The 16,656-nt window shown below is 70.3% G+C and carries 14 protein-coding genes; 10 read left to right on the forward strand and 4 right to left on the reverse strand.

The genetic code is table 11. The annotated features are described in order from the left end of the window. Both VIP82_RS12125 and VIP82_RS12130 read right to left on the reverse strand, forming a co-directional pair. The coding region (locus VIP82_RS12125) for a C-glycoside deglycosidase beta subunit domain-containing protein (protein ID WP_331908892.1) at positions 1–688 on the reverse strand (688 nt) is incomplete at its 3' end. Between the two features lie 100 nt (positions 689–788). Next, entirely contained in the window at positions 789–2,066 is a 1,278-nt protein-coding gene (locus tag VIP82_RS12130; RefSeq protein ID WP_331908894.1) for an ROK family protein, read from the reverse strand. A gap of 104 nt (positions 2,067–2,170) precedes the next feature. On the opposite strand from VIP82_RS12130, the gene VIP82_RS12135 reads away from it, so the two are divergent. The 9 genes from VIP82_RS12135 to VIP82_RS12175 all read left to right on the forward strand — a co-directional run bounded on the left by VIP82_RS12135 (position 2,171) and on the right by VIP82_RS12175 (position 12,588). Further along, entirely contained in the window at positions 2,171–3,202 is a 1,032-nt protein-coding gene (locus VIP82_RS12135) for a Gfo/Idh/MocA family protein (protein WP_331908896.1), read from the forward strand. After that, a complete protein-coding gene (locus tag VIP82_RS12140; protein WP_331908898.1) occupies positions 3,199–3,981 on the forward strand; it encodes a hypothetical protein in 783 nt (260 codons plus the stop codon). The genes VIP82_RS12135 and VIP82_RS12140 overlap by 4 nt, the downstream gene beginning before the upstream one ends. A gap of 106 nt (positions 3,982–4,087) precedes the next feature. Continuing rightward, entirely contained in the window at positions 4,088–5,107 is a 1,020-nt protein-coding gene (locus VIP82_RS12145) for a VOC family protein (RefSeq protein ID WP_331908900.1), read from the forward strand. A 76-nt stretch (positions 5,108–5,183) separates the two neighbouring features. Beyond that, positions 5,184–6,152, forward strand: a complete 969-nt coding sequence (locus tag VIP82_RS12150) for a fumarylacetoacetate hydrolase family protein (protein ID WP_331908902.1) — start codon at positions 5,184–5,186, stop codon at positions 6,150–6,152. Continuing rightward, entirely contained in the window at positions 6,149–7,147 is a 999-nt protein-coding gene (locus VIP82_RS12155; protein ID WP_331908904.1) for a cyclase family protein, read from the forward strand. Before VIP82_RS12150 ends, VIP82_RS12155 begins: the two co-directional genes overlap by 4 nt. A 37-nt stretch (positions 7,148–7,184) precedes the next feature. Further along, positions 7,185–8,318 carry an FAD-dependent monooxygenase gene (locus tag VIP82_RS12160; RefSeq protein ID WP_331908906.1) on the forward strand — a complete coding sequence of 378 codons (1,134 nt, stop codon included), beginning with the start codon at positions 7,185–7,187 and terminating at the stop codon, positions 8,316–8,318. Continuing rightward, positions 8,315–9,319, forward strand: coding sequence for an amidohydrolase family protein (locus VIP82_RS12165; protein ID WP_331908908.1), 1,005 nt, complete (start codon positions 8,315–8,317; stop codon positions 9,317–9,319). The genes VIP82_RS12160 and VIP82_RS12165 overlap by 4 nt, the downstream gene beginning before the upstream one ends. 168 nt (positions 9,320–9,487) lie before the next feature. Next, positions 9,488–10,975, forward strand: coding sequence for an MFS transporter (locus VIP82_RS12170; protein WP_331908910.1), 1,488 nt, complete (start codon positions 9,488–9,490; stop codon positions 10,973–10,975). A 17-nt stretch (positions 10,976–10,992) separates the two neighbouring features. Continuing rightward, the gene (locus VIP82_RS12175) at positions 10,993–12,588 is read left to right on the forward strand and encodes a GMC oxidoreductase (RefSeq protein ID WP_331908912.1); all 1,596 of its coding nucleotides are present in this window, start codon (positions 10,993–10,995) and stop codon (positions 12,586–12,588) included. Positions 12,589–12,717: 129 nt separating this feature from the next. Here VIP82_RS12175 and VIP82_RS12180 read toward each other — a convergent pair whose 3' ends face one another. Beyond that, on the reverse strand, positions 12,718–13,482 hold the full coding sequence (locus tag VIP82_RS12180; RefSeq protein ID WP_331908914.1) for an SDR family NAD(P)-dependent oxidoreductase: 765 nt from the start codon (positions 13,480–13,482) through the stop codon (positions 12,718–12,720). 110 nt (positions 13,483–13,592) lie between these two features. After that, positions 13,593–14,834: a glycoside hydrolase family 1 protein gene (locus VIP82_RS12185; protein WP_331908916.1), complete on the reverse strand. Its 1,242-nt coding sequence runs from the start codon at positions 14,832–14,834 to the stop codon at positions 13,593–13,595. A 236-nt stretch (positions 14,835–15,070) separates the two neighbouring features. Here VIP82_RS12185 and VIP82_RS12190 point away from each other — a divergent pair, with 236 nt between their 5' ends. After that, on the forward strand, positions 15,071–16,633 hold the full coding sequence (locus VIP82_RS12190; RefSeq protein WP_331908918.1) for an ABC transporter substrate-binding protein: 1,563 nt from the start codon (positions 15,071–15,073) through the stop codon (positions 16,631–16,633). The last annotated feature ends 23 nt before the right edge of the window (positions 16,634–16,656 follow it).

Below are 16,656 nucleotides of genomic sequence, written 5' to 3' on the forward strand. Positions count from 1 at the left end.
CCGCCGCTGCAAGGCGCTCGCCCAGGCGGTCGACGTCGGCGTCCGAGGGTTTCGGGAACGATCGCCACACCTGGCCGGCCTCGATCTCGATCGTCTCCGCGATCCCCTGTGCGACGATGCCGACCGCGATGTCGTCGGCGGGCCGCTGCGCGCGGATGACTTCAGGTGTCCAGTTGAACGCGCTCGCCGAGACCGTCCAGGCATCGAGTGTCGTCGCCGACGGGCGCTCCTCCGAACGAGATCGGACGCCGGCGACGGCATCCGATCCCACTGACGACGCGCGGCCCTCATCTGCAGCGGTGGCGCCCGATGCCGGGGCGCCGAGAACGAGTGGACGTTCCGCGTGGAACGGCAGCGTCAGCGGTCCCGTCGGTCCGGCCTGCAGGTACGGCACGAGGAGCGTGAACGACAGCGAGACGTCATGAGTGCCGGGAGCCAGCAGCCTCTCACCGCGCAGTTCGAGGCGGTCCTGGATGAACCACCAGTCGGGCGCGCCCGCGAGTTCGGCGGATGTCAGCGTCCGGCCGTCGACCGCTGCCGACACCGCGACCGGCTCCCCGTCGATCGCCACTGCCACGTTCGCCACGCTCGCCAGCGGCATGGAGCGGATCCACGGCAGGCTCACGCGCAACGAGAAGCCGCCGGCCGTGGTGGAGAGCGCGTCGTCGAGCAGCACCGGTAGCGTCATCGGGTTCACTCCCTCGTGTCCGAGCCCGTCGAGCGGGCTTCAGACAGGAAGCTACACGCTTTTGTCTGTTTTAGTAAGAAGTCGGTGGAGCCCAGGCTACTTACGCCGCCGTGTCGAGGCCGCCGCGGATCGCGGCGATGGTGGGGCGGCCCTCGCCGAACCAGCGCGGGAAGGTGACGTCGAAGAGCTGCTCGCGCACCATCTCCACGCCGCCCCGCAGCGGTTCCCGCACGTCGTTGACGGACTGGGCGATCGTGAGGTCACGCGTGGCGAGGGGGAGTGAGAGCTCGTACACGCGCTGGCGCACCTCGGCGAGAAGCAGCTCGCCGGCCCCCGCGACGGCTCCGCCGATGACGATCACCGAGGGATTGAACATGTTGACGAGCGCGGCGATCGACTCGCCGACGACGCGCGCCGACCGCTGGACGAGCCGGATGGCGAGCGCGTCCCCGTCCTCCGCGGCGATCGAGATGCGCTCGGGCGTCAGCTCCTCGCCGTCGGCGACGGCCGTCGCCAGCGCTCCCGTCGCCCCGGCGTCGATCTCGGCGAGGGCATCGCGGATCAGTGCCCACCCGCCGGCGACGGCCTCGAGGCACCCGACCTTGCCGCAGCGGCAGACGGCATCGGAGTCCCGCACCCGGACGTGCCCGATGTCGCCCGCCGCGCCGTTCACGCCACGGTGGATGCGGCCGTGCGAGAGGAGCCCCGCTCCGATGCCGGACCCGATCTTGCAGTAGATGAGGTCGAGGCGGTAGTCGTCGCGCCGCGCGCGCTCGCCGAAGGTGAGGAGGTTGACGTCGTTGTCGACCCACACGGGAGCGTCGTATCGCTGCTCGAACCGGCGGCGCACGTCGAAGCCGTTCCAGCCGGGCATGATGGGCGGCGCGACGGGGCGGCCGCTGTCGAAGTCCACCGGGCCGGGCACGCCGACGCCGATGCCCCACACCGGCACGTCCGGAGTGCGTTCGAGCACCTCGTCGATCATGCTGAGCGCCTTGTCCAGCGTCTCCGCGGGGCCGCGGGCGATGTCCCATCGCGAATGCGCTTGATCGATGACGTCACCGTCGAGCAGGGCCACGCCGACATGGATGTGAAGGGCTCCCAGCGCGCACACGACGATGCGGCCAGCTTCGCCGCGGAATCGGAGCGTGCGAGGAGCGCGACCCCCCGACGAAGGTCCGAATTCGCCGTCGGCGAGGTAGCCCATCTCGATCGCCTGGTCCACCCGCTGCGTCACGACACCGCGGCCCAGCCCCGTCACGCGTCCGATCTCGGGCCGGGTCGACGCATCGCCCGTGCGCACCATGTTCACGATCCTCAAGAGGCTCGTCATCTCGTCGGTCTGCGCGCCGAAGCGCAACGTGGACTCTCTGGCCATGGTCGATTCTTGCATAACAGCCCGCCGAATCAGCGCTAATGCGGTGCCCTATAGTCAAACCCCGTCCGACTTAGGTACGCTTCGAGCGAAAGTACGGAGGCGGCATGACATACGGCGTCGGCATCATCGGGGCGGGACCGGGCGTCTCCGCCCTGCACCTGCCCACCCTCGCGCAGCTCGGCGAGGCGTTCCGAGTGGTCCACATCTCGGACGCGGGAAGCGGGCGTGCAGAGGCCCTCGCGACCCGCACCGCGGCGCGCTTCTCGGCGGGGACCGAGGATCTGCTGGCCGACCCCGCGGTGGAGGTCGTCGCCGTCTGCAGCCCTCCGGCGGAGCACTCGAGCCAGGTCGTCGCCGCGGTCGCTGCCGGCAAGCGGGCGATCTTCTGCGAGAAACCACTCGGTACGACGGTCGCCGAGGCCACGGAGGCTGTCGAAGCCTGCCGTCGCACGGGGATTCCGCTCATCGTGGGCACCAATCACTACTTCGATCCGGCATGGGGCAGGGCCAAGCATCACCTGACCGTGTCGGGCGGGCCTGTGGTGTCGGTCTCGGTCACGCTCTCGCTGCCACCGAACGTGCGCTACCACGACGTGGTGTCGGAGCTTCCGACGGGGAGCCGGCAGCCGGCGCTTCCCGACCTGACCCGCCCCGACGTCGCGGCCGCGGTCGTAGGCCGGCTCCTCACCGGTCTCGCCATCCACGACCTCCCCCTCGTCCGAGATATCGCGCCGCGCTTCGAGCGCGTCGTCTTCGCGCGCGCGCTGCCGCCCCTCGGCTACGCCGTGGGCTTCGTCGCCAGCGGCATCCCGGTCCAGCTCACGGCGGTCATGCAGAGCGGTGGAGCCGACGCATTGTGGCGCGTGACGATCGCGACGACGAGGGACCGACTGGATGTCAGCTTCCCGCCCGCTTTCGTGCATGCCGGGAGCGCTCGGGTGCGCCTTCGCGCCGCGGACGACCGCGAGACCACTTTCGCGCACGACCCCGGCGACGGCTACCTGGCGGAGTGGCGAGCGCTCGCCGAGCTGCTCGACAGCGGATTCCCCGTCGAGTACGACGAGCTCCTCGACGACGTCCGCTATTCCCTGCGGATCGCGGCGGACGCGGCGGCCCTCATCGGAGCGCCGGCATGACCGGCACACGGGTCCGCGCCGACCTCGAGCCGTACCGGGTGGCGATGGCCGAGCTCCCCGAACGTGCTGTCTCGGTGGCCGGCCGCGCGGGTGCCGTGGTCGTCGTCGACGGCACCGGCGAGTGGTGGCGCGACGCCGAAGCCGCCTTCCATGACGGCGCCGCCGCCGTCGTGGTGGCCCGCCCGAGTGGCGCGCCCGCGGAAGCCCTCGACGTGCTGGAGGCGCGCGCGAGCGTCGCGCCGATCATCCTGGAGCGACCTCTGCTGCGCCACGACGCGGTGGTTGCCGTCGCGGATGCGCTGCCCCGGACGCTTCGCCCAGGTGCGCTGACGGTCGAGTGTCACGCTCCCGCCGACGCGCTCGCGGAGGCTCTCCGCGACGCGATCGGATGGGCCCGCGTGCTCGCAGGGCGGCCGCTGGGTCATCGCGCCGGCACCTTGGCGGGCGGGAGCGGGCTCGCGCTCCTCGAATCCGAGGCGAGAGCGGCGGTGTCGGTCGTCGCCGCCACGCAGCCTGGAGCACCGCGTCTCGGCCGGCTTCGGATCACGGCTCTCGCCGAGACGGTCGTCGAGGTCGACGATGACGGGGGCGACCTGGTCATCGCGACGACGGACGCCTCGGGTCGGCGGACGCTGCCGCGGCGGTTCGAACGTCCCGAGCGGGTGGCGCTGCGCCGCGCCGTCGAGGCCGTCCGCCGGGTGCGACGCGTTGCTGATCTCGCCGAGCTGCGACACGACGCGGTCCTCGCCGGACAGATTCTCCACCGCTCTCGTCCATAAACGTCGGTGATCCGGGGAATCGTCGATATGGGATTCCCTGATATGCCGAACTCCGGCGAAAGTGGTTGTGGGGATCACCCCGACGACTCACCGAAAGGGATCGAAGATGATCAAGCTTCTGTCGCATCTGTCGTATGTGGCCATCACATCGCCGGATGTCGAGGCATCCGTCGACTTCTACGTCAACCAGGTCGGCCTCACCGTCGTCGACCGCGTCGACGGCGCCGTGTACCTGCGCTGCTGGGGCGACTACTACGCCTACTCCGTCGTCGTGCTTCCGGGCGACGAGCCGAGCCTCGACACCGCCGCGTGGCGCACCTCGAGCCCTGAGGCGCTCGAGGAGGCGGCCCAGCGCGTCGAGGCTGCCGGCATCCAGGGCGAGTGGGTCGAGGTCCACCAGATCGGCCGCGCGTACCGTTTCACCGGGCCGTGGGGTCACACGCTGACCCTGCACTGGGACGTCACGCGCCACCACGACACCGAGGGCGACGCCGCGTCGATCTACCCCGACCGGCCCTCGCGTCGCAGCAAGGTCGCCGGCGCCCCGCGTCAGCTCGACCACGTCACGATCGCGACGAGCGACGTCGACGCGTTCGTGAAGTGGTACGTCGACGTGCTCGGCTTCCGCTTCATGGCCCGCACCGTCCTCGACGAGGCGCCCATCTCGGTGTTCTCGGTGCTCACGACCAACGAGAAGTCGCACGACCTCGGCGTCGTCCTCGACGGTTCGACCCGCGCCGGCCGCGTCAACCACTACGCCTTCTGGGTCGACACCCGCGAGGAGCTGCTCATCGCGGCCGACGTCCTCGGCGAGAACGGCTACCCGATCGAGTACGGCCCGTCGATCCACGGCATCGGCGAGCAGAACTTCCTCTACTACCGCGAGCCGTCGTCGCTGCGCATCGAGCTCAACACGGGCGGGTACCGCAACTACGTGCCCGACTGGGAGGCCAACACCTGGACGCCGTCGCAGGGCTCGAACAACTTCTACCGCAACAGCGCCATGCCGATGTCGATGACGGAGTCCTTCCCGCCCGCCGATGGACCGTCGGCGACCGAGGAGGGCGTGCCGGACGAGATCAAGGAAGCCCTCTTCAATCCCTACGCCAAGCACGGCCAGGGCTGACACGCTCGGGGGTGGGGACGCCCGAGCGGTGTCCCCACCCTCGCACCACGTTGCGAACCACAGACTGGGAGAACACATGACGACGACGTCAGACGGACTGACCGCACCCTTCGCCCTCGCCCGCTACCGCGACGGCGATGCCGTGCGTCTCGGGCTCGTCGCCGGCGACCGCATCCGCGCGGTGTCGGACGACGATCTCGGCGCGCCAGGACTGAACGCCTTCCTCGCCCGGTCCGACTGGGATCGTCTGACGGCGCTCGCCGAGGCGGATGGCGAGTGGATGCCGCTGGCCGATGTCGTGCTGACTGCTCCGGTCGAGCCGCGTCAGGTGCTGCAGGCGGGGGCGAACTACCGCGAGCACGTGATCGAGCTCGTCGTGGCCGGGCTCACGCAGGACGCTTCCCGCTCGCCTGAGGAGGCGCGGGCGTTCGCGGCCAAGATGATGGACGACCGACGCGCACATGGCGAGCCCTACTTCTTCCTGGGGCTGCCCACCGTCGTCGTGGGTGACGACGTGCCCCTTGTGCTGCCCTCGTACAGCGAGGTGCACGACTGGGAGCTGGAGCTCGCCGTGGTGATCGGCAAGGAGGCGTTCCGCGTCTCGCGGGCGGACGCGCTCGGCCACATCGCCGGGTACACGATCGTGAACGACGTCACGACGCGCGACCTCGTCTTCCGCAAGGACATGAAGGAGATCGGGACCGACTGGTTCCGCGCCAAGAACGCGCCAGGCTTCCTGCCCACCGGTCCCTTCCTCGTGCCCGCTCCGTACGTATCGGGTGAGGACCTCACCGTCCGGCTCGACCTCAACGGCGAGACCATGCAGAACGGGTCGACCAGCGACCTCCTCTTCGACATCGCCGCGCTCCTCTCGGCCGCATCGCAGACGACCGCGCTGCTTCCGGGCGACCTGCTCCTCACCGGCAGCCCTCCCGGCAACGGCCAGCACTGGAAGCGGTTCCTGCGCGACGGCGACGTCATGACGGGTTCGATCTCGGGCCTCGGCACGCAGGTCGTCCGATGCGTTGCGGAAGCGCCGGAATGACGGGGCCGTCCGAGAACCCCGCCGACCTCGACCGGCAGAATCCCGAGGCCGAGATCGCCGCGCGGGCGCAGGCGTTCCGCAACTGGGGGCGCTGGGGCGATGAGGATCGCCTGGGCACCCTCAACTTCATCGACGCGCACACGCGCATCGCGGCCGCAGGTCTCGTCACCACCGGACGCGTCGTCTCGCTGTCGCAGTCCTTCGATATGAACGGCCCGCAGAAGGGCTGGCGGCGCCGGGTCAACCCCGTGCACCTCATGATGGACACGGGCACGGATGCCGAGCGCGGCGCGCAGGGGTTCCCCCACGGCATCGGCGGGGCAGACGACCACATCTCGATGCCGCTGCAGTGCTCGACGCAGTGGGACGGGCTCGGGCACATCTTCGACCACGGCAACGCATGGAACGGCCGACGGGCGGGCGATGTCGTGACGAGCGACGGCGACCTCGTGACGGGCATCGAGCACGCGGCATCCGTCATCGTCTCGCGCGGCGTGCTCCTCGATGTCGGCCGCCACCTGCGACCCGACACGGGCGAGCTGGAGGACGGGTACGCCATCACCGCGGCCGACCTCGACGAGACCATCGAGGCGCAGGGCATCACGAGCCGCGTGGGCCGGGGCGACATCGTGCTCGTGCGCACTGGCCAGCTCGCGCGCACGCGCCGCGACGGCTGGGGCGACTACGCGGGCGGGCCCGCACCCGGACTCTCGCTCACCAGCGCGGGCTGGCTGCACCGCACCGAGATCGCCGCCATCGCCACAGACACCTGGGGCTTCGAGGTGCGGCCCAACGAGTTCGACGTCGCCGCCTTCCAGCCGCTGCACCAGGTGGTGATCCCGAACATGGGTCTCACCATCGGGGAGCTGTGGGACCTCGAGGAGCTCGGCGCGGTGTGCGCGGAGTCCGGCACGTACGAGTTCCTCCTTTCGGCAGCGCCCCTGCCGATCACGGGCGCGGTCGGCTCGCCGATCAACCCCGTCGCCATCCTCTGAAGCACTGATACAACACACGGAACAGAGAGGTTCTGACATGACCGCAGTCAGCAACGTCGCGATCGCCGGGAGCGGCGTCGCGGGGCTCGCCGCCGCCATCCAGCTCGCCAAGGCGGGCGTCGAGGTCGACGTCTTCGAGGCGAAGCCCGAGCTCAGCGCGCTCGGCTCGGGCATCTCGCTGCAGGGCAACGCCCTGCGCGTCTTCGACGCGCTCGGCGCCTGGGATGACATCCGCGCCGCCGGCTATCCCTTCGAGGGACTGAACCTGCGGGCCCCCGGTCCGGGCGCCCCGGTCGTCGCCGCGCTTCCCGACGTGAAGACCGGCGGACCCGGCTACCCGGCCGCGATGGGGATGCCGCGCCCGGCACTCGCCCGCATCCTGCTGGAGCACGCGCAGAAGGCCGGAGCGAACGTCCGGTTCGGCGCCAAGGTCACGGGGCTCGAGCAGACCGACGACGCGGTGGAGGTGTTCGTCGACGGCGCATCGGCCGGCACGTACGACCTGCTCATCGGCGCCGACGGCCTGCACTCCGCGGTGCGCGGCCTGATCGGCATCGAGGTCACTCCGCAGCCGACGGGCATGGGCATCTGGCGCACGTTCGTGTCGCGTCCCGCCGAGGTGGAACGCAGCGAGCTCTACTACGGCGGCCCTGTCTACATCGCCGGCTACACCCCGACGGGCGAGGACACGATGTACGCCTTCCTCGTCGAGAAGGCCCAGGACCGCTTCGGCGTCTCCGACCAGGAGGCCACCCGCATCATGCTGGAGGAATCGCGTGCCTACGACGGCCCGTGGAACGCGATCCGCGCCGACCTCGAGAGCGGCGCGCACGCGAACTACACGTGGTTCACGAAGCACCTCGTCGAAGGGCCCTGGAACCGCGGCCGGGTGGTCGTGATCGGCGACGCCGCGCACAGCTGTCCTCCGACGATCGCCCAGGGCGCCGCGCAGGGACTCGAAGACGCGTTGGTGCTCACGGAGCTGCTGGTCGGGTCGGAGGCGATCGACGACGAGCTGTGGCAGAGCTTCCACGCGCGGCGGGTCCCGCGCGCGAAGGCGGTGGTCGAGGCATCCGTCCAGCTCGGCCAGTGGCAGATCGACGGCAACAGGGATGCCGACGCCGGTGGGCTGATCTTCGGCATCGCGCAGCAGATGGCGCAGCCGGCATGATCACCGACGTCCACGCCCACCTGCTGCTGCCGGCGCTGCATGCCGAGGTCGAGCGGCGCGTGCCCGACCTCGTCGCCGAGGCCGCCGACCTGGAGCGTCGCCGCAACGGGGTCGAGAGCCTGCAGGTCTCCGGCGCCATGGTCGGCGCGCGCATCCCGAAGCTCACCGACGTCGGCGCGCGGCTCGCCGCGATGGACGCGCAGGGCGTGGACCGCCAGTGGGTCAGCGTCTCGCCGAACCACTTCTACCCGTGGGCGCCCGAGGGCCTCGCGGTCTGGGTCGCACTGGAGACGAATCGGCTCATCGCCGCGCACGCGGCGCTCGCGCCGGATCGCCTCACCGGCCTCGGTGTCGTGCCGTTGCAGCACCCGGAGCGCATCGTGGAGTGCCTCGACGACGCGATCCTCGGCCGCGGCCTCGCGGGCGTGGAGATCTCATCGTTCGCGGGCGACGTCGAGCTCTCGGACGAACGACTCGAGCCGTTCTGGGCGCGGGCGGCGGAGCTGGGGGCAGTGGTGTTCCTGCATCCCTTCGGCTGCAGCCTCGACGAGCGGCTGGATCGGTTCTACCTCTCGAACACGGTGGGGCAGCCCACCGAGAATGCCGTCGCCCTGTCGCACCTCATCTTCGCGGGCGTGCTCGACCGGCACCCCGGGCTGAAGATCGTGGCGGCGCACGGCGGCGGCTACCTGCCGTTCGCCATCGGCCGCTCGGATCGCGCCTGGCACGTGCGGCCCGAGGCGCAGCGATGCCGGCACGCGCCATCGACGTATCTGCGGAAGCTGTGGTTCGACACCGTCGTGCACGATCCGGTGGCGATCCGGCACCTCGTGGAGGTCGCCGGCGCGTCGCAGGTCGTGCTCGGCAGCGACTTCCCGTTCGACATGGGCCTGGACGACCCGGTAGCGCTGGTGCGCGGCGCGGGCCTCCCGGCCGAGTTCACCGAGCGGATCCTCGCAGGCAACGCCGAGGCGCTCCTCGAGTCGCGAGTGAGCGCGTGAGGATCGCCGGCTGTGTCTCGTCACTCTTTAGTTGTTTTTAGACTAAAGAGTGACTAGAATCGACTGTGACGTCGGGGCCGCCGCAGGCCCGTTCCCTGCGGCGAAGCCGCCCAGGGGCACACCCCGTCGCGTCGATCGCCCGGTCGTACGGGCACCACGCGTATGAGCATGTCACCGTGGAGGCGCCGCCTCCTGATCGTCTCCCTCCTGACGGTCGCCATCCTCGGAGCGCTCGATCACACGATCGTGTCGACTTCCCTGGCCACCGTCGCGGGTGAGCTGGGAGCCCTCGCCCAGATGGGGTGGGTGGTCGTGGGCTACACGCTGGCGAGCACCGTGCTGCTGCCGATCATCGGCAAGCTCGGCGATGCGGTCGGTCCTCGAGGCGTGTTCCTCGTATCGCTCGTGCTCTTCCTCGTCGCATCGCTTGCGTGCGGCTTCGCGCAGGACATGCCACAGCTCATCGGCGCGCGCGTGGTGCAGGGCATGAGCGCGGCCGGGCTGCAGCTCATGTCGCAGACGATCGTCGCGCGGGTGACCTCGCCACGGGAACGCCCCCGGTATCTCGCGATCATCGGCGCCGCATTCCCGGTCGCCATCCTCATCGGTCCCGTGGTCGGCGGCCTGATCACCGATCACTGGGGCTGGCCGTGGGTGTTCTGGATCAACATCCCGTTCGGCGTCGCCGCGCTCCTGCTGGCGCTCGTCGCCGTGCCGAAGCTCGCCGGTTTCGGCCGGCGACGGTTCGACATCGCAGGCTCCCTCTCGTTCGCGACCGCGATGGTCGCGCTCGTGCTCGCCGTCACGTGGATCGGCGATCCCGCGCGTGCTGCGGCATCCGCCGTCTCCTTCGTCGTGGCAGGCATGGCCTTCGCCGCCTTCTTCCTCATCGAGATGCGCGCCACCGAGCCGCTGGTCCCGCTTCGGCTCTTCGCGAATCGGACGATCGCCGCCGGCACGGCGCTGTCCGCGATCATCGGCATCGGACTGTTCTCCATCACCGCGTATCTGCCCACCTACTTCCAGATGGCGTATCGCACGACGGCGACGGTGTCGGGTCTCGTCCCCATCGCGACGGTCTTCGGGATGCTGGTGTCGAACCTCGCCACCGGATGGCTGGTGAGCCGCACCGGCCACTACCGCGTGTACTGCATCGCCGGCACCGCCCTCAGCGCTGCCGGGCTGGCTGTGATGGCCGTGTTGCCCGTCGGGCTGCCGCTGTGGGTGCCGATGATCGTCATGGCCGTCGTCGGAATCGGCACGGGGGCGTTCATGAGCCTCGTCATCGCGGTCGTCCAGAGCGCGGCCCCTCACCGCGACATCGGCAGCATGACGGCCACCGTCAACCTCGTGCGCCAGATCGGGTCGACGGTGGCGACGGCGGTCATCGGCGGCATCATCGGCTTCGGGGTCGCGGGACTGCTGCCGGCGACACTCGATGCCGCGACGCTGACTCCCCAGTTCGTGCAGCAGGCCGCCGAGTCGGTTCAGGCGCAGGTCGCCGAGATTTACGGCGGCGTCTTCTCACCCGTCTTCGCGGCGCTCGCCGTCACGTACGCCGCCGGCATCGTCGCCGCGGTGCTCCTTCCCGCCCGACGCCTCTCGGACGATTCCGAGCCCGTCCCCGCACCCAGCTCCGAACCGCTCACCGCGTGACCAGAAGAGGTACACCCATGTCTGACAGCCCCACCGTCGCCATCGTCGGCAGCGGACCGATCGGCTCCGCCTACGCCCGCGTCATCCTCGAGTCGAGTCCCGACGCGCGCGTCGTGATGTTCGAGGCGGGGCCGCAGCTCACGGCTGTGCCGGGCGAGAGCGTGCGAAACATCGCCGACCCCGACGAGAAGGCGCGCGCCCGCGAGATGTCGCAGGGGCCGCAATCGGGCGCGTTCCGCGAGGGCCTCGGCATTCCCGCCGGCGTCGTCGCCGAGGGGATGTTCACCGCCCGGCAGGGCACTCATCTGCTCGACTTCGGCGGAGCGGGCTCGGCTCACGCACCCACCTTCCCCGCGGCGGCCGCCGCCACGAACGTCGGCGGTCAGGGGGCTCACTGGACGTGCGCCATCCCTCGTCCGGCCTTCAGCGAGAAGATCGGCTTCATCGAGGACGCCGAGTGGGAGGAGCTCATCACGGCGGCGGAGGGGCTGCTGCATGCGCAGAGCGCGGCGTTCGCGGACTCGGCCATCGGCACCGCCATCCGGTCCCTCCTCGACGAGGAGTTCGGCGCCGAGCTGCCCCCCGGCTACGGAGTGGGAACTCTCCCGGTCGCGGGCGATCCGCAGGCCGACGGCTCGATGGTGTGGGCCGGCGCGAACACCGTCCTCGGTCCGCTCATCGAAGAGGGCACGCCCGAGTCGGTCCGCTTCACGCTGCGCGACCTCACGCTCGTACGGCGCATCGAGCACGAAGGCGGCGAGGTGACCGGCGTCACGATCGAAGACCTGCGGACGAAAGAGGTCTCCTTCTTCGCAGCCGACGTGGTCGTCGTGGCCGCCGACGCGTTCCGCTCTCCGCAGCTGCTCTGGGCGTCAGGCATCCGTCCCCGTGCGCTCGGTCGGTACCTCACCGAGCATCATGTCGTCATCACGACCGTGGCCCTCGACGAAGGGCGCATGAGTGGGCTGATCTCCCAGGACGCGTTCGCGCGTGAACTCGCGCGCCGCGCCCAGAACGCGGCCGACCCCGTCGCCGCCGTCAACCGCATTCCGTTCTCGGAGCCCGAGCACCCCTTCTCGCTCCAGGTGATGTACGCCGAGAACCCGCCGTTCCAGCTCGATCCGACCCATCCCGCGGCGGGTAACCGGTGGGGCTACGTGAACATGGGCTACGGCGTGCGCAAGCACCCCCGCATCGAGGACGGCGTCACCTTCGACGATGCCGAGCTCGACTACCGGGGCCTTCCGAACATGACGATCGAGTATGCGCTGACGGATGCCGAGCAGCCCGAGCTCGACGCGGCCCACGAGCGCGTCCGCCGTGCCGGCGCCGCCCTCGGCACCTTCGTGGCCGAGCCGCGACTTCTCCCCAACGGCTCGAGCCTGCACTACATGGGCACCATGCGCATGGGCCCCGCGGACGACGGCACATCGGTCGCCGACCCGTGGTCGCGCGTGTGGGGATTCGACAACCTCGTGGTCGGCGGCAACGCCCTGATCCCCACGGCCAACACGATGAACCCGACCCTCATGAGCGTCGCGATCGCGGTGCGCGGGGCGCGGCGCGTGGTCGAGCAGCTCTCGGAAGCACGCCAGGACCAGGTCGTCCGCTGACGGAGCCCGATGCCGAGCTGCGCGCCGGGCCGGTCGCAGAACTCCGCGGAAACGACCGCGCGGACCGGGCGGAGCCCCAGGATCGGGCGCTCCCGCGCGGATTCGGTGGAGTTCGGCGGCTGCGGACGTTCAGACGCCCGCGATGCGGTCGGCCATGACCTTCGCGCCGGCCGACGAGGTCGTGCCGCCGTCGACCGGGATCTCGGCGCCGGAGAGGTAGGACGCGGCATCCGAGAGCAGGAACGCCACGAGTTCCGCGACCTCGTCGACCCGACCCACCCGCTCGAGCGGCGTCAGAGCGAGCTGCGCGGCGCGCATCGTCTCGGGCGCGCTCGCCGTCATCGGCGTCTCGATGAACCCCGGATGCACGATGTTGACGCGGATGCCGCGCGGGCCCAGCTCCGTCGCCGCGACATGGCTGAGGCCGCGAAGGCCCCACTTCGACGTGGTGTAGGCGACCGGGTAGTGCGCGTTGAGTCCGGCCGACGATCCGATATTGACGATCGACGACCCGGGGCCCATGAGCGGGGCGAGTGCCTGGATGCCGAGCATCGGCCCCGTGAGGTTGACCGAGAGCACGCGATCCCAGTCGACCCGCTCGACAGCGCCCAGTCGCGCGCGGTGGGTGATCCCGGCGTTGTTCACCAGACCGCGTAGCGGCTCGCCGCCGAGACGTTCTGCCAGGTCGGCGGCGAGGACTGCCCAGTCACCCTCGTCTGCGACGTCGAGCCGCCGATACTCGACGCCCGGCGTCGCTTCGGGCGGAGCGTCCACGACGTCGGTCGCGACGACGCGGGCACCCGCCGCGGCCAGCAGCCGCGCTTCGGCGGCTCCCTGCCCGCCGCCCGCTCCCGTGACGACGATCGTGCGTCCTTCGAGTCCTGGAAAGGTCATGGGGCGAACGTAGTCCGCCGCGAGAGGGTCGGGAACCGGCATCCGCTGATGTCCCGCATCGGGATCGGCGAACGTGGTGGCGGCGGCACGCGCCGATCTCGGACCGACGGTCAGAGACCCCGCGCCCGCTTCACCAGCTGCGCGTACACCTCCGCGCTGGGCTTGGCGGTGCGCTCGAAGGTCTCGCGGTCGACGCTGTGCAGCCCGAGCTGCGGGCCGTAGCCGAAGATCCACTCGAAGTTGTCCATCAGCGTCCAGTGGCAGTAGCCGAGCACCGGCACGCCGTCGGCGATCGCCTGTGCCAGACCGGCCAGCGACGGCTCGAGGAAGGCGGCACGGATGCTGTCATCCGGCGTGCCCACGCCGTGCTCGCTGACGAGGATCGGAACGCGCGCGACCGAGTAGGCGTACTCGACGGCTCCGCGGAGCGAGTCGGGCTCGACGGCGGTGCCCATGCCGTTGAGGCTCGCGCCGGGTTCGGGCGGCAGCTGGCCGTCGGGGCCGTACGCGATGCGCTCGTAGTTCTGGACCCCGACGAAGTCGTCGCCCTGGGCGAGCTCGAGCCAGTGCTCGTAGACCTCGGCGCGCTTGCGATCGCGGATGGCCTCGCCGCCCGGTCCGGCGACATCGTCGACCAGGGCGAGCGAGAGGCCGACGCGCAGGTCGGGGCGACGCGCCTTGATCGCCGCCTTGCCGGCGCGGTGGCCGGCGGTCATGCCGGCGCGCATGCCGGCGAAGTCCTCGCGCAGCATGACGTTGCCGGCGCGGTAGGTCTCGACGCCGGCTTCCCGCCCGGCCGCCTCGAGCGTCTGGCGCTCCAGTTCGGCGACGAACTCGGGCAGGTGCGCCCACGTCAGCATCTCGGGCAGGTCCGGCTCGTTGAAGGTGACGGCGAGGGCGATCCGATCCCCGAAGCGGTCCATGACGACACCGCAGTACCGGGCGAACAGCTCCGGCGCCTCGGCATCGAGCCACGCACCGCGCGCCGCGAACCAGTGCGGCGACGTGAAGTGGTTGAACGTCACGATCGGCGCGAGCCCGCGGCCGAGGCATCCGTCGATCACGGCCTCGTAGTGCGCGAGCGCCTCGTCTGAGAACTCTCCCTCCCGAGGCTCGATGCGCGCCCACTCCACAGAGAAGCGGTAGGCGTTCAGCCCGAGTCCGGCGACGAGGTCGAGATCGGACTCCCACAGCTCCCACCCGTTCGTCGCCTTGCCTGAGCGTTCCTGGAAGACGGTGGGCGTCACGTTCTCGAGGAACCACGTGTCGCTGTGGACGTTGTCGCCCTCGTTCTGGTGTCCGGCGGTGGCGACGCCCCAGAGGAAGTCGGAGGGGAAGACGGGCGATGTCATGGGCGAGTCCTTTCTCGGCATCCTCAGCCTGCCACAATTGTTCACTCAATAAAAGTATGTTTCACTGTGCGGATCCCGAGCGGATCGCGCACATTAGGCGTTCGCTAACGGGGAGCAGGTGAATCCGAATGGCCAAACGGGTCGTCCGGGGTCAGCCTTGGTCCAAGGATCGCGCCACCCGACTGCGATCCGCGACACCGAAGTCCGCAGCAGCACACCGATCACAGGAGATCAGGATGTCCCGTCACACCATCCGCGGCGCCGCCGTCATTGCGGCCGTCGCCGCCACCGCCCTCACCCTCACCGCCTGCAGCGGAGCCGCTGTATCCAGCGACGACGGAGATGCGGCCGACACGTCGAAGCTCACCATCGCCCTCGACTCAGATCAGGCCGCGCTCGGCTACGACCCCGTGCGCTACGGCAGCGGGCAGCGGTTCTTCTACGAGGGCATCTACGACTCGCTGTTCCTCCTCGACGAGGACGGTCAGGTCGTGCCCGACCTCGTCACGTCGTTCGAGTACAACGAGGACCAGACGCAGCTGACGCTCGACCTCGACACCACGGCCACGTTCGACGACGGCACGGCCCTCAGCGCCGACCTCGTCAAGGAGAACCTCGACGCCCGCGGCAATCCCGATCTCTCGGCCTACAGCGGCTTCGCCGCCGGCGGTCAGAACGAGATCTCGGACGTCACCGTCGTCGATGACGACACCGTCACGCTCACCTTCGCCGCAGCCCAGCCGGGGTTCGAGGCGAACCTCGTGCTGCCCGCGGGCGCCATCGTCGGCCCGACGGGCGCGGCGGACCGTTCCAGCCTCGACACGACGCCGGACGGCTCCGGCCCGCTCACGGTCGACGAGGACGCGACCGTCAAGGGCAACTCCTACCTGCTCGTGAAGAAGGACGACCACGACGCCGCGGCGGACTACCCGTTCGACTCCTATGAGTTCCGTCCGATCCTCGACCCCCAGGCGCGTGTGAACGCGGCCATCTCGGGTGAGGTCGATCTGGCGTTCATCACCTCGGACACGCAGGCGCAGGTCGAGTCGGCCGGTATCGGGCTCGTCGCGAACGGCGGCACCGTCCAGAACATCGTCGCGTTCGACAAGGCAGGCGCCCTCGGCCCGCAGTGGGCGGACCCGCGCGTCTACCAGGCCCTCTCGATGGCGATCGACCGCGAGGCGTACGTCAACGCCGTGCACCCGGGTGAGCTGCCGACGGCGAACGCCCTGCCGGCCGACAACCCCGGATACCTGCCCGAGCTCGATGAGGAGTACGCCTACGACCCCGACGCCGCCAAGGACCTCCTCGCGGAGGCCGGCTACCCCGACGGGTTCGACTTCACCTTCACGATCTCGTCCGCGAGCCAGCGCGACCTCGAGGCACTGCAGCCGTACTGGGAGGCGATCGGTGTCAACATGACGCTGAAGAACGCGGCCTCGACCGAGGAGATCTTCGCGGTCGTGCAGACCGAGCCGCTGGGCGGCCCGCTGCCGCTGACCTGGACCAACCCCCTGGGCAACGTGTTCGGCGTGCTGTTCGGCTTCGCGAACTTCCACGGTGCCGAGAACCCCGAGATCCAGGCGGCCGCCAGTGCCTACGGGGCGGCGACCGGCGACGAGGAGGCCCAGGCCGCTGCGCTGAAGGATCTCAACCGCGCGATCGTCGACTCGGGATGGCTCATCCCGCTGTTCGAGCAGCTCGCACCGTGGGCCTACAACACGGCGAAGGTGGCCGAGCCCACCTTCCCGGGCGCCGAGGCCTTCCCGATCCTGGCCACGATCCAGCCCGCATCCTGATCCGATGGCGGTGCCGGCGGGTC

The sequence above is a fragment of the Microbacterium sp. genome (assembly GCF_036566905.1).
Taxonomy (GTDB): domain Bacteria; phylum Actinomycetota; class Actinomycetes; order Actinomycetales; family Microbacteriaceae; genus Microbacterium.

Excerpts from the sequence above, each read along its gene's own strand:
- VIP82_RS12130 (WP_331908894.1), bottom strand. The coding sequence starts at position 2,066 with ATGGCCAGAGAGTCCACGTTGCGCTTCGGCGCGCAGACCGACGAGATG.
- VIP82_RS12135 (WP_331908896.1), top strand. The coding sequence starts at position 2,171 with ATGACATACGGCGTCGGCATCATCGGGGCGGGACCGGGCGTCTCCGCC.
- VIP82_RS12140 (WP_331908898.1), top strand. The coding sequence starts at position 3,199 with ATGACCGGCACACGGGTCCGCGCCGACCTCGAGCCGTACCGGGTGGCG.
- VIP82_RS12145 (WP_331908900.1), top strand. The coding sequence starts at position 4,088 with ATGATCAAGCTTCTGTCGCATCTGTCGTATGTGGCCATCACATCGCCG.
- VIP82_RS12150 (WP_331908902.1), top strand. The coding sequence starts at position 5,184 with ATGACGACGACGTCAGACGGACTGACCGCACCCTTCGCCCTCGCCCGC.
- VIP82_RS12155 (WP_331908904.1), top strand. The coding sequence starts at position 6,149 with ATGACGGGGCCGTCCGAGAACCCCGCCGACCTCGACCGGCAGAATCCC.
- VIP82_RS12160 (WP_331908906.1), top strand. The coding sequence starts at position 7,185 with ATGACCGCAGTCAGCAACGTCGCGATCGCCGGGAGCGGCGTCGCGGGG.
- VIP82_RS12165 (WP_331908908.1), top strand. The coding sequence starts at position 8,315 with ATGATCACCGACGTCCACGCCCACCTGCTGCTGCCGGCGCTGCATGCC.
- VIP82_RS12170 (WP_331908910.1), top strand. The coding sequence starts at position 9,488 with ATGTCACCGTGGAGGCGCCGCCTCCTGATCGTCTCCCTCCTGACGGTC.
- VIP82_RS12175 (WP_331908912.1), top strand. The coding sequence starts at position 10,993 with ATGTCTGACAGCCCCACCGTCGCCATCGTCGGCAGCGGACCGATCGGC.
- VIP82_RS12180 (WP_331908914.1), bottom strand. The coding sequence starts at position 13,482 with ATGACCTTTCCAGGACTCGAAGGACGCACGATCGTCGTCACGGGAGCG.
- VIP82_RS12185 (WP_331908916.1), bottom strand. The coding sequence starts at position 14,834 with ATGACATCGCCCGTCTTCCCCTCCGACTTCCTCTGGGGCGTCGCCACC.
- VIP82_RS12190 (WP_331908918.1), top strand. The coding sequence starts at position 15,071 with ATGTCCCGTCACACCATCCGCGGCGCCGCCGTCATTGCGGCCGTCGCC.